Source organism: Flavobacterium bomense (assembly GCF_003970355.1).
In genome coordinates, this window is sequence record NZ_RYDJ01000017.1 from 67952 (window position 1) to 80683 (window position 12732).

12 protein-coding genes are annotated in these 12732 nt (G+C 34.2%); 4 read left to right on the forward strand and 8 right to left on the reverse strand.

The genetic code is table 11. The features are described from left to right. Positions 1-102: 102 nt before the first annotated feature. Positions 103-291, reverse strand: a complete 189-nt coding sequence (locus tag EKL98_RS13225; RefSeq protein WP_126461753.1) for a hypothetical protein — start codon at positions 289-291, stop codon at positions 103-105. Positions 292-465: 174 nt separating this feature from the next. Next, the gene (locus EKL98_RS13230; protein ID WP_126461756.1) at positions 466-1278 is read right to left on the reverse strand and encodes a LytR/AlgR family response regulator transcription factor; all 813 of its coding nucleotides are present in this window, start codon (positions 1276-1278) and stop codon (positions 466-468) included. A 472-nt stretch (positions 1279-1750) separates the two neighbouring features. Between EKL98_RS13230 and EKL98_RS13235 the strand changes: the two genes are divergently transcribed. After that, complete coding sequence (locus EKL98_RS13235; protein WP_126461759.1) at positions 1751-2287, forward strand: DUF3575 domain-containing protein; 537 nt, start codon at positions 1751-1753, stop codon at positions 2285-2287. 52 nt (positions 2288-2339) lie between these two features. Here EKL98_RS13235 and EKL98_RS13240 read toward each other — a convergent pair whose 3' ends face one another. Continuing rightward, complete coding sequence (locus tag EKL98_RS13240; protein ID WP_126461762.1) at positions 2340-3881, reverse strand: glycine--tRNA ligase; 1542 nt, start codon at positions 3879-3881, stop codon at positions 2340-2342. A gap of 97 nt (positions 3882-3978) precedes the next feature. Between EKL98_RS13240 and EKL98_RS13245 the strand changes: the two genes are divergently transcribed. After that, positions 3979-4662: a ComF family protein gene (locus EKL98_RS13245; RefSeq protein ID WP_126562851.1), complete on the forward strand. Its 684-nt coding sequence runs from the start codon at positions 3979-3981 to the stop codon at positions 4660-4662. 330 nt (positions 4663-4992) lie between these two features. Beyond that, entirely contained in the window at positions 4993-5601 is a 609-nt protein-coding gene (locus EKL98_RS13250; protein WP_126461769.1) for a superoxide dismutase, read from the forward strand. Between the two features lie 303 nt (positions 5602-5904). On the opposite strand, the gene EKL98_RS13255 is transcribed toward EKL98_RS13250, so the two are convergent. From EKL98_RS13255 to EKL98_RS13270, 4 genes are all read right to left on the reverse strand, one after another. Next, positions 5905-7803, reverse strand: coding sequence for an amidophosphoribosyltransferase (locus EKL98_RS13255; RefSeq protein ID WP_126452719.1), 1899 nt, complete (start codon positions 7801-7803; stop codon positions 5905-5907). Positions 7804-7934: 131 nt separating this feature from the next. Next, on the reverse strand, positions 7935-8858 hold the full coding sequence (locus EKL98_RS13260; protein WP_126562852.1) for a PfkB family carbohydrate kinase: 924 nt from the start codon (positions 8856-8858) through the stop codon (positions 7935-7937). 144 nt (positions 8859-9002) lie between these two features. After that, positions 9003-9539 carry an ankyrin repeat domain-containing protein gene (locus tag EKL98_RS13265; RefSeq protein WP_126461781.1) on the reverse strand — a complete coding sequence of 179 codons (537 nt, stop codon included), beginning with the start codon at positions 9537-9539 and terminating at the stop codon, positions 9003-9005. 62 nt (positions 9540-9601) lie between these two features. Continuing rightward, complete coding sequence (locus tag EKL98_RS13270; protein WP_126562853.1) at positions 9602-11125, reverse strand: catalase; 1524 nt, start codon at positions 11123-11125, stop codon at positions 9602-9604. Between the two features lie 96 nt (positions 11126-11221). Between EKL98_RS13270 and EKL98_RS13275 the strand changes: the two genes are divergently transcribed. Further along, positions 11222-12160 carry a hydrogen peroxide-inducible genes activator gene (locus tag EKL98_RS13275; RefSeq protein ID WP_126452727.1) on the forward strand — a complete coding sequence of 313 codons (939 nt, stop codon included), beginning with the start codon at positions 11222-11224 and terminating at the stop codon, positions 12158-12160. 3 nt (positions 12161-12163) lie between these two features. On the opposite strand, the gene rnhA is transcribed toward EKL98_RS13275, so the two are convergent. After that, on the reverse strand, positions 12164-12637 hold the full coding sequence (rnhA, locus tag EKL98_RS13280; RefSeq protein WP_126461787.1) for a ribonuclease HI: 474 nt from the start codon (positions 12635-12637) through the stop codon (positions 12164-12166). Positions 12638-12732: the final 95 nt, after the last annotated feature.

Sequence of the window (12732 nt, forward strand, 5' to 3'; positions counted from 1 at the left end):
AAAAGTTTTACCATCAAAAATAAGAAAATAAACGTATTAGCATAAAAAAAGCTGCCAAAAATTTGACAGCTTTCTTAAATCAATATATTTACTAATATTTTGTTAGTCCATTTTCTTATTCCCCTGACTTGTTGATCCATTTCCAGCAAGATTTAGTTGTACGTTTTCAATTTTGAAAACTTCTGCTTTGTTATCATTTTTTGTTGTTGAAGTAATTTCTTCATTTGAAGTAAATGAAGTTAATACCATTACTAAAGAAAATAATCCGATTGTTAAAATTGCTTTTTTCATAATTTGGGAATTTTATATTGTTGTTTGATTTTACTTTTCTAGAACCACATTAGCGTGGAATTCTTTTGTAAATCTACACAGACAACTTAATTTTTTCCTACAAAAAAAAGGGTATATGGTAGAACCTGCCCGAATGATAGTGAATGGGTATTAAATCTGGGTGAACGGACAATTTTAGATTTCTAAATAATTTCCGTTAGCAAATTCAGAGATAATAAGGTCGATGTTTGTTTTGTAAGACTTAGAAAAAGGAAGTTTTACGGTACTGTTTTTTATGTAACACACAGAATTTCCGCTGTGAATTCTGGAAATATAGTTCCTATTTACAATATAACTGTTGTGAATCCTAATAAAGGGATATGACAATACCCCTTCAAAATGTTTCAATGTTTTAAAAGCCGTAATCATTTCCCCGTTATTTAAATGAATGTCCGTTGAATTATTATCGGCTCTAAGGTAACAGATGTCTTTTGCATCAATATAGCGATAATCCCCATATGATTTAATGCACAAAGTGAGTGACTGGCCCTGATGTACTGTTTCAGGTTGTGGCAGGAACGTTGGCTTTTCTTCAAGGATGATCGATTCATTTAAAGCAACCTCGCTTTCGACTTCCGATTTATTTAATTTTAAAATCAATTTTATTACATCGATTGGTACCAGTGGCTTTAATAAATAATCCATCACTTCATATTGTATTGCTTCAAAAGCCAACTCTTTTTTACGGGTGGTAATAATAATTTTAGGAATTATTTTTAGGTAACGGTGCAATTCATTGATCAATGCCAAAGACAAATTGCTAGTTGTATCAACAGGATCGATTTCAAGAAAAACTAATTGTGGCGTATGTTCTAAAATTAGATGTAGTCCATCAGTATAATTATTTGCGGAGGCCACAAAAGTTAGTTCTGAAAAACCATCAGCAATGCCTTTTGTTTTCAAAACACTTTCTTGATTGTCGTCAATAATAATGTACGAATAATTCATCAATTGCTTTTCCTGGGATTGTTAAGCATTACATCCGATTTCCAAAGCAAAATATACTTTGGTTTATTAAATTAGGTGGGGTGTTTTAGCAATTTAATGAAACAATAATATCAAAAAATGACTAAAATACTTGTGTTTAACATTCTAAAAATAAGCATTTAACTATTTTTTTATAGGTCTTGTTAATATGTTTTTAACAAATGTTGATACATTAAGATGAAATGCAGATTTATCCGATTAAGAACATGATTACTGTTTTAATAGACGTTTGAATTTAAATTCATTTCGTAAACACCTCTAGTTGTCAGCATAAAAACTTTCCTAAAGTGAAGCTGTTACTTGTTGTGCTGATGATTCAAAGAGTATGAATGTCGATTGATAATAACTTTGTCCGAATTAACCACCAAAAAGTAACTGTTAAAAATATTTTTTTTAAAAATTTATCTTACTTTTATTCCAAAAAACAAAAACTATGAAAAAATTATTTGTCTTAATTTGCTTAACTTCTTCTTTATTTGGTTTTAGCCAAGAAAAAGAAACAATCGATTTTCAAAGAAATGAATTAAAAGGGAATGCGCTATTTTTAGTTCTAGGAGCGGTAGAATTAACTTATGAACGACTAATTAATGAGGATACTGGATTAGGAATTTCACTCTTTTTTGTGGCTGAAGATGAATTTGACACTAACTTTAGTCTTACTCCATACTACCGCGCTTATTTTGGAAAAAAACCAGCTGCTGGATTTTTTGTAGAAGGTTTTGCAATGTTAAATTCATATATAGATCACGGCTACACAACATACTATTACGATAATGGAACGACAATAACTAATTTTGTAGCAGATGAAGTAGGAGCTGATTTCGCACTTGGTTTTGGTCTTGGATCCAAATGGATTCATAGAAAAGGATTCGTCTTTGAATTTAATGCTGGAATAGGACGCAATTTATTTAGTGATAATAGTCCAGAGATAGTAGGACGAGGCGGAATAACATTAGGTTATAGATTTTAAACAAAAAAGCTTCTCAATCGAGAAGCTTTTTTTGAATATAGACTACAAATAATTATATTTTCATCAGCCAGTTTTTCATTGAAACTTCATTTTCAATAATTGATTTCAAATCTGCAATCGCTACACGGTCTTGTTTCATCGTGTCTCTATGACGAATTGTTACCGTTTGATCTTCGATAGTTTGATGATCTACTGTGATACAAAACGGCGTTCCAAGCGCATCTTGTCTTCTGTAGCGTCTTCCTACGGCATCTTTTTCATCATACGTCACATTAAAATCCCAACGCAAATCGTCAATGATTTTATGTGCGATTTCTGGCAATCCGTCTTTTTTTACCAATGGCAAAATTGCTGCTTTAGTTGGAGCCAGAACCGAAGGTAATTTCAAAACAGTTCTTGTGGAGCCATCTTCTAATGTTTCTTCTTTTAATGAAGTGGCAAAAACAGCCAAAAACATTCTGTCTAATCCAACTGAAGTTTCCACTACATAAGGAACGTAATTCTGATTTAATTCAGCATCAAAATATTGTAATTTTCTGCCGGAAAACTGCTCGTGTGCTTTCAAATCAAAATCAGTTCTGGAGTGAATTCCTTCTAACTCTTTGAATCCAAACGGGAAATTAAATTCAATATCAGCCGCTGCATTGGCATAATGGGCTAATTTTTCATGATCGTGAAAACGATAATTTTCTCTTCCTAAACCAAGTGATAAATGCCATTTCAAGCGGGCTTCTTTCCAGAATTCATAATGCTTCATTTCATCGCCTGGACGCACAAAAAATTGCATTTCCATTTGTTCAAACTCCCGCATACGAAAAATAAACTGTCGGGCTACGATTTCATTTCTAAACGCTTTTCCAGTTTGTGCAATCCCAAAAGGAATTTTCATTCGTCCTGATTTTTGAACATTTAGGAAATTGACAAAAATACCTTGTGCCGTTTCCGGACGCAAATATAAATCCATTGCTGTATCTGCGGATGCGCCTAATTTGGTACCAAACATCAAGTTAAACTGACGCACTTCGGTCCAGTTTCTGGAACCCGTTTCCGGACAAGCAATCTCCAGTTCTTCGATTAATGCTTTTACATCTTCCAAATCTTCATTTCCTAAAGAACGTCCCAATCGTTCCAGAATTTCTCTCTCTTTGGATTTATACTCTATAACGCGAGGATTTGTAGTCACAAATTCCTGTTCATTGAAGGTGTCACCAAAACGCACTCTTGCCTTTTCGATTTCCTTGATTGCTTTTATGTTGAGTTTTTCAGCATAATCTTCAATCAAAACATCGGCTCTATATCTTTTTTTTGAATCTTTGTTGTCTATCAATGGATCATTGAACGCGTCTACGTGACCCGATGCTTTCCAGGTAGTTGGGTGCATCAATATAGAGGCATCAAGACCTACAATGTTATCGTTCATTTGAACCATGGCGCGCCACCAATATTCGCGTATGTTCTTTTTTAATTCTACTCCGTTTTGTGCATAATCATAGACTGCACTTAAACCATCGTAAATTTCGCTTGACGGAAAAATAAATCCGTATTCTTTTGCATGCGAAATTACATTCTTAAATAAATCTTCTTGTTTTGCCATAATACTGCAAAAATATAAAAAGTGAACTTAAAAAAAAGGAAATTGTTAAAGATTGAAGCATTGTTTTGTCTATTTTTATAAACAAATCCCTGATTACATGTTTGAAAGCATTATTAATCTTTTTTTTCCAAAGGTCTGTTCCGGTTGCAACGCCTTTTTAATTGCGAACGAAAATGTGATTTGTACGGTTTGCAGACACGATATTCCGTTGACCAATCATCATTTGAATCCAGAGAATGATGCTTTCAAAAAATTTTACGGACGAATTCCTGTCGTGCATACTTCTGCTTTGTTTTATTTTCATAAAAAGGGAATTGTCCAAGTGCTTATTCATAATTTGAAATACAAAGGACACGAAGAAATAGGAACAATTCTTGGGGAATGGTACGCCGAGGATTTGAAAAACATTGAATTATTAACAACTGTAAATGAAATTATTCCAGTTCCATTGCATCGAAAAAAGTTAAAAGAAAGAGGATACAACCAAGTTACTGCTTTTGGAAAAGCACTTTCCACTCGTTTAAATGTAGCTTACAATGACTCACTTTTGATTCGGAATGTGTATTCAAAAACGCAATCCAAGAAAAATTTACTAGGCAGAACGGAAGGAATCGAATCTATTTTTGATGTTTCCTTTACTGAAAAAAATCACAACAAACATTTCCTTTTAATTGATGATGTTATTACAACCGGAGCCACCTTAGAAGCTTGTTCCCGGGCTATACTTAAAATACCGGGTGCAAAAATCAGTATTGTTTGTATGGCGATGGCGCAGTCGTAATTTGGATATTTCGGTTCCAAAACATGTATTTAAAACAGAATGATACCTTAAAGCACAGTCGTTTTTTAGCCCTGATTACTTCACCTAACTTTTACTCTTATAGGAGTTCGGTGAACTTTGTTTGAAGTAAAAATCTTTTTTATGCGCCTTTTCGGTGGATAAAAGATTGGAACAGACGAAGTAAATAGCTTCTGAAAACAAGTATGTTACAACTCTAAAGAGCGCACTATTAATTAATTTAATGAAATTATAACGAAATAGAATTTCCATTTCCAAAGTTAAATGATTAAATTTGGATAAAATATTTATAAATCATTAAACAATCATATTATGGCTTTTGAATTACCACAATTACCTTATGCGTATGACGCATTAGAACCTTATATTGATGCCCGCACGATGGAAATTCATCACTCGAAACATCACAATGCGTATACTACCAATCTTAATGCTGCTATCGCAGGAACGGATATGGAAGGAAAGACGATCGAAAATATTTTGATTAATCTTGACATGAAAAACATGCCTGCTCGTAATAACGGTGGTGGTTTTTACAATCATAATTTGTTTTGGACGGTAATGACGCCAAATGGTGGCGGACTTCCAACTGGAGATTTATTGGCTGCAATTGAAGCTGCTTTTGGAACTTTTGAAGAATTTAAAGCATCGTTCAGCAAAGCTGGAGCAACTCAATTTGGTTCTGGATGGGCGTGGCTTTGTGTTCATAAAGGAGGTAAAGTTGAGGTTTGCGGAACTCCTAACCAAGACAATCCATTAATGCCAGGCATAGGTTGTGGCGGAACTCCAATTTTAGGAATGGATGTTTGGGAACATGCTTATTATTTGCATTATCAAAACAGAAGACCAGATTATATCGAAGCCTTTTTCAATGTAATTAACTGGACGGAAGTGGCGAGAAGATTTGCTTTAGAGAAATAAGCTCCCTAACACCCGAAGGGGGGAATTAACAAAAGAGGCTAGAAAAAATTTTTTTTCTAGCCTCTTTTGTTTCCTGCGAAAATATTTTTTATCTCTGCTTTGATTTCCCTTTAGGGGTTAGAGGCTTTGACTTCATTCCAATAAAAAAGGTGGAATCTCTTCCACCTTTTTTGCCCCAAATTTACCATAACCTTAACCTACTAATGTTATGGTGATTCAAATTTATACTAGTTGTTACTACCCTTACAAATAAATTAGATGAATAACATGGAAAACCGATTAAAACCTTATCAGCACCAATTATTAGTATGCTCTAGCATCTTTCCCCTCATAAAAATTCATAAAAGCCCTATTAACGACTCTATTTCCTCCTGGCGTTGGATAATCACCCGTAAAATACCAATCCCCTAAATTTTTAGGACAGGCAATATGCAAATCTTCTACCGTTTGGAAAATGATTTTTACCTCGGCCTTTATCTCCGGTGAGCTTAACATTTGTGCAATTTTATCCGAAACCTCTTGCGGTTGAAAAGGCGCATATATTGCTGTTACATAATTGATAACTTCGGTGTCATTGAAGTTTTCCTGTGCTTTACATTTCACATATACCTCATCAACAATATGATACATGTTTCTTTCTTTTAGCAATTCTAAAGCGGCTTTAAAAGCTACTAATCCTTCTAGTTTTGCCATATCAATACCGTAACAATCCGGATACCGTATTTGCGGTGCAGAGGATACGATTACAATTCTTTTTGGATTCAAACGATCCATCATTTTGATGATACTCATTTTCAGGGTTGTACCTCGAACAATACTATCATCGATAATTACTAAATTATCCGTTGGTTTGATAACTCCATATGTAACATCATACACATGGGCAACCAAATCATCACGGCTGCTGTCCTCTGTAATAAACGTTCTAAGTTTTGCGTCTTTAATCGCTACTTTCTCCGTACGAATTTTGACAGAAAGGAGTTCTTGTAATGATTCCTTAGTTAAGGTATTTCTATTTTGAAGAATATAATTGTTCTTTCTTTGATTCAGAAAATCTTGAGCTGCTTCCACCAATCCGTAGAAAGACGTCTCGGCAGTATTTGGAATATAAGAGAAAACCGTATTGTCTGTGTCTTGATCAATTGATTTTAACACCGCCGGAAGTATCAGTCTTCCTAATGTTTTTCTTTCCTGATATATTTCAGCATCACTTCCTCTTGAGAAATAAATTCGTTCAAAAGAACAGGCTTTTTTTACTGTTGGAGGAAGAATCTCTTCCATGGAAACCGTACCGTTTTTCTTAATTATTAATGCAGTTCCAGGTTCTATTTCTTGAACTTTTTCGAAAGGCACATTGAAAACGGTTTGTATAACCGGTCTTTCAGAAGCAACAACAACTACTTCGTCATCTTGATAAAAATAAGCTGGACGTATCCCGGCAGGATCTCTAAAGACAAATGAATCACCGTGACCTAAAAGTCCAGCCATAGCATATCCTCCATCTAAATTTTTAGAAGAACGTCTCAAAATTTTAGCAATATCCAAGCGTTCGGCAATTACAGGAGAAGCTTCTCTTTTAGACAAACCTTCTTCTTTACAATCCTGATACAACTGCATCACTTCTTTGTCCAGAAAATGTCCGATTTTTTCCATAACCGTAACCGTATCTGCCATTTCTTTTGGATGCTGACCCAATTCTACCAAATTTTGAAAAAGTTCTTTCACATTGGTCATATTGAAATTCCCGGCCAATATCAGATTTCGATGCATCCAATTGCTTTGACGCAGAAATGGATGAACGCTTTCGATACTATTTTTCCCAAAAGTCCCATAACGCACATGACCCAAAAACAATTCGCCTAGGTAAGGAATATTCTCTTTTTGAAGCGCTACATCATCCGCATATTCAGGATGAGCTGCCATCTCTTCATTTATTCTTTCATTTATTTGTTTAAATACATCTTGAATAGGCTGCGAATGGTTTGATCGCACGCGACTTATGTATCGCTCACCAGGTTCAACATCCATTTTAATACTTGCAAAACCTGCTCCGTCTTGCCCGCGATTGTGCTGCTTTTCCATAAGGAGATACATTTTTTGTATTCCGTAAAAAGCCGTTCCGTATTTCTCTTTGTAAAATTCAAGCGGTTTGAGTAGTCTAACTAGTGCTATTCCACATTCGTGTTGTAAAGCGTCGCTCATTGTGTTGTTGTTTGTTGTTGTGTTATTCTAAAAAATGAATTGGACTGATTTATATGTGGGCAATAATCAAACCAGATAGTATCTCTTATATTTTTTTAACAAAAAAACCCCGTTTCCGAGGTTTCCATGTATTATAATTCTATGTCAAACTGTGTCAATGATTTAAATTGTTTTAATCTGGACACAACTTCCGCTTTATCTAAATTAACCATCCGTTCCGTTCCAAATTTCTCCACACTAAATGAGGCTAAATTAGAACCGTATATAACCGCATTTTTCATATTCTCAAAAGAGATGTTTTCACTCTGTGTTAAATATCCTGCAAAACCTCCCGCAAAAGTATCTCCTGCTCCTGTTGGATCAAAAACTTCTTCTAATGGCAGTGCTGGCGCAAAGAAAACTTCTTTATTGTGAAACAAAAGTGCTCCGTGTTCACCTTTTTTAATTACTACATATTTAGGCCCCATATTATGGATCTTAGCGGCCGCTTTCACTAAAGAATATTCTCCCGAAAGTTGTCTTGCTTCTTCGTCATTGATTGTAATCACATCAACACGTTTCATCACATCCAATAATTTAGGCAAAGCACAATCCATCCAAAAATTCATAGTGTCGAGCACCACTAATTTTGGTTTAGTTTCCATTTGGTCAATTACGCTACTTTGTACTAATGGATGTAAATTTCCTAACATTACTATATCGGCATTTTTAAAATTCTGAGGGACTTTCGGTTGAAAATCACCCAAAACATTAAGTTCCGTTGCTAATGTATCTCTTGAATTCAAATCGTTATGGTAAAGACCGCTCCAAAAAAACGTTTTTCCACCTTTTACTACTTCAAGTCCAGAAATATCAATGTTTCTTGCTGTCAATAAATCTAAATATTCTTGTGGAAAATCATCGCCAACGACAGAAACTATGGCAGATTGTAAATTAAAAAAAGAAGCCGAAAGTCCTATATAAGGTGCAGCTCCACCTAAAATTTTATCCGTTTTGCCAAAAGGCGTTTCTATAGCATCAAAAGCAACGCTTCCAACAATCAATAATTTATTCATTTATGTAGTTTCAAATTAAGGCGCAAAGATAGGGTATAACTTGTGAAGTTGCAAAGAGTCTGAGGTGTAAAATTTTGCCAAATTAAGAGGTAGTTTTAGACTAATTTACGCCATAATTATTAGAGTTGTTATCCTTATTTGAATTTATGATTTAACCAAAATATTTTTATTTAATAAGTCAATAATAGCCTCATTTTCTTGGTTCACCGCATAATCCAAAGCTGTTTTTCCAAAAATGTCTGTTTGATGCGTATTAATTTTATAGTTCAACAAAATTTCCACACATTTTTCCTGACCAAAAGTGGCAGCAAAAAATAACGCATTTGCCTTATTGTAATTTATTATGTCTGGACTTGCTTTGTGTGCCAATAACAATTCTGCTAAGGAAGAATACCCTTTAAAGCACGCACCCATCAAAGCGGAATTGCCGGAGGAATCCTGAATATCTAAATTTGCTTTTTGCGAAATCAAATACGTTGCAACCTCATAATTATTATTGTAAACCGACAGAATAAGCAAACTATAACCAGAGGAATTTAATAAATTTATATCATTCCCTTCCTGTACAAATTTTTCAATCGTTTTTAGATCATTGGTCCTTGCCGCCTCAAAAACATCTCTGTTTTGCGCATTCAAAAAACCAGAAATTAAAATCAATAAGGTGAAAATTATTTTTTTCATTTTTTTAAAATTTAAATAGTAAAGGAGCGCTAAAAACGCTCCTTTATTAAGTTTCCTTACAATTATTGCATCATTAAAGATTCTAATTCTTTACGATCCATTTTAAGCTCTTTTGCTAAACGCATTCCGTATTCTCTATCCGCTTGATAAAAATGAGCAATCATCTTAGCAACAATTACTTTGTTTTTTACTTGTTTTAAAGCACCTGATAAATTAAAAATTAATGCATCTTGATCTTTCTTAGAAAAAGAACGGTACAAATCTCCCGCTTGTGTAAAATCATTTGGTTTCAAAATTTTTGACTGTGCAGTAGTTACGTTTGCAAATTCTGATTTTGAATACTTGAATTTTGCATCATCCTTTACCTCCGGTTTATTTGTTGAAGGCTGATAATTTACATCACCAGTTTGAGGGCGCAACGACATATACCCATTTTCATTGTAGGTGTTCACTCCGTTTTTAGGCATGTTTACTGGAATTTGTTGAAAATTCCCTCCTAAACGATGGCGTTGTGTATCAGTATATGAGAACAATCTCCCTTGTAATAATTTATCTTCTGAAGGCTCAATACCTGGAACTAAAATTGCTGGCGAAAAAGCGGCTTGCTCTATTTGTTGAAAATAATTTGATGGATTTTGATTCAAAGTCATCGTTCCTACTTTTATCAGTTTAGCAATTTTTTCAGGCCAAATTTTAGTAGGATCAACAGCATTAAAATCCAAAGCCAAAAAATCTTCTTTCTTCAACATTTGAACATACAAATCCCATTTTGGAAAATTTCCTTTTTCAATTTCATTGCGCAAATCCAAAGTAGCATGCTCAATTTGTGTGGATTGAATTGCATTAGCTTCGGCTTGCGATAAATTACGTACTTCTTGTTGCGGAACCCATTTGTATTTTACGTAGGTTACTTCGCCTTTCGCATTTACCCATTTGTAAGCATGTACTCCATTTCCTTCCATTTGGCGAAAATTAGCAGGGATTCCATAATCAGAAAATACCCAAGTAAACATGTGCGTTGATTCTGGTACATTGGAAAAGAAATCGAATGCTCTGTTCGGATCTGATGCGCCATTTGTTATTGGGGACGGTTTAAAGGCATGAACCATGTCTGGAAACTTCATTGCGTCACGGATAAAGAAAACGGGCAAATTGTTTCCTACTAAATCATAATTTCCTTGTTCAGTATAAAATTTAACTGCAAAACCTCGAGGATCACGGTACGTTTCCGGAGAACCTGCCTGATGTATTACCATTGAGAACCGAACCAACAATGGTGTTTTTTTACCCGCTTTATTTAAGAAATCTGCCATCGTAACATCCGAAAAATCAGAGGCAGCAACAAATTCTCCAAATGCACCAGTTCCTCGAGCATGAACCACTCTTTCCGGGATACGTTCGCGGTCAAATGTAGCTAGTTTTTCAATCAAATGAATGTCTTCAAGCAGGACTTGTCCATCTTGTCCAATTGTTTTTGAATTTTGATTGTCTCCTACTGGAGCTCCGGAATTTGTTGTCAACGTTTGACCTAATGTTAGCTGAGTTATCAATATCGCTATTGATAAGACTAATGCTTTTTGTTTCATAAGATTATTTTTTTATTTAATTCATGCAAAAATATCGACAAAAATCATATTGACATAACTGAAATTTTATATCTTTGTTATAGACAATATCTATATATGAATATCCAACAATTAGAATATATAATTGCAGTAGATCGCTTAAAAAATTTCACTAAGGCCGCAGAGTATTGCAATGTAACTCAAGCAACATTGAGCGCAATGGTCAAGAAATTAGAGCAAGAGCTTGGAATAGTGATTTTTGACCGAAAGAAAAATCCAACTGAAACAACCGAAATTGGAATAGAAACTATTGAAAATGCAAAAAAAGTAGTTCTTCATAGCCAGCTTTTAAAAGACAACGCCAAAAAGAGTATTGGAAAAATTGAAGGAAAAATTAGAATTGGAATCATCCCGACAATAGCAAACTCTTTACTTCCAAAAATTTTAAAACCTATTTTAGAAAACTTTCCTGACTTAAAACTAGAAATTTCAGAACAAACAACCAACTCCATTACAAAACAGCTGAAAGAAGGGCAACTTGACATGGGAATTGTTGCGACACCTTTACATGACACTGAAATTGAAGATATCGTGTTATTTTATGAAACTTTAATGGTGTATGGCGACATTGACCCGGTACAGAACTATATTTTACCCGATGAAATTAGAAATCATAAAATCTGGCTTTTGGAAGAAGGTCATTGCCTTAGAGAACAATTTATTAAATTATGTTCTTTAAAGAAAAAAGAAAAAATGGTTGAAAATTTAAAACTTGAAGCAAGTTCTTTTGATACTTTATTGAATATGATTGACGAATTTGGCGGATTAACTTTGATTCCCGAATTATATTACAACACCCTTTCTACCGAAAGAAAAAAACAAGTCAGTTTTTTTAACGCTCCTATTCCGGTTCGTGAAATGAGTATTATTTACCACCGTCCTTATGCAAAAATCAGAACCATTGAAGCGCTAGCCAAAATCATTCACAGCACAATAAACAAAGATTTGATTTCAAATAAATATAAAAAAAGCGAATTAGCAATTACTCAAATATAATAATCACTCACAAGTACTTTCGTAAAAAGCATCTATAGAAAGTTGTTTTTGCATTGAAGCCATAACAGCTAAGGCATCACATCTTTCGTTTTGGACATGATTGTTGTGGCCTTTGATCCACTTAAAATCTACTTTGTGTTTTCTATATACAATTAAAAATCGTTTCCACAAATCAGCATTTTTCCGGTCTGCAAAACCTTTTTTTTCCCAACCCAAAACCCATTTTTTTACTACTGAATCCACCACATATTTAGAATCCGAAATCACCAAAACGGTAGTATTAGGATTTTTTAGCTTTTCGAGACCTACAATTACTGCCAACAACTCCATTCTGTTATTAGTGGTTCGACGAAAACCTTCATAGAATTCCTTTTTATAAGGTTTTCCTACCCATTCCATAACAACGCCATAGCCACCGTTACCTGGATTGCCTTTAGCAGCACCGTCTGTGTATATGTGTACGTCGTGAGAATTCAAAATTATAAATTATGAGTTATGCGAATCAAGGGTTAAAAAAGAAAGAAATATCTGTTTAAAAATTAGATTAATAAGCTGATAATCAGTATATTTAT

Bases quoted from the DNA above. Each gene is read 5' to 3' on its own strand.
- EKL98_RS13225 (WP_126461753.1), bottom strand. From the start codon at position 291: ATGAAAAAAGCAATTTTAACAATCGGATTATTTTCTTTAGTAATGGTA.
- EKL98_RS13230 (WP_126461756.1), bottom strand. From the start codon at position 1,278: ATGAATTATTCGTACATTATTATTGACGACAATCAAGAAAGTGTTTTG.
- EKL98_RS13235 (WP_126461759.1), top strand. From the start codon at position 1,751: ATGAAAAAATTATTTGTCTTAATTTGCTTAACTTCTTCTTTATTTGGT.
- EKL98_RS13240 (WP_126461762.1), bottom strand. From the start codon at position 3,881: ATGGCAAAACAAGAAGATTTATTTAAGAATGTAATTTCGCATGCAAAA.
- EKL98_RS13245 (WP_126562851.1), top strand. From the start codon at position 3,979: ATGTTTGAAAGCATTATTAATCTTTTTTTTCCAAAGGTCTGTTCCGGT.
- EKL98_RS13250 (WP_126461769.1), top strand. From the start codon at position 4,993: ATGGCTTTTGAATTACCACAATTACCTTATGCGTATGACGCATTAGAA.
- EKL98_RS13255 (WP_126452719.1), bottom strand. From the start codon at position 7,803: ATGAGCGACGCTTTACAACACGAATGTGGAATAGCACTAGTTAGACTA.
- EKL98_RS13260 (WP_126562852.1), bottom strand. From the start codon at position 8,858: ATGAATAAATTATTGATTGTTGGAAGCGTTGCTTTTGATGCTATAGAA.
- EKL98_RS13265 (WP_126461781.1), bottom strand. From the start codon at position 9,539: ATGAAAAAAATAATTTTCACCTTATTGATTTTAATTTCTGGTTTTTTG.
- EKL98_RS13270 (WP_126562853.1), bottom strand. From the start codon at position 11,125: ATGAAACAAAAAGCATTAGTCTTATCAATAGCGATATTGATAACTCAG.
- EKL98_RS13275 (WP_126452727.1), top strand. From the start codon at position 11,222: ATGAATATCCAACAATTAGAATATATAATTGCAGTAGATCGCTTAAAA.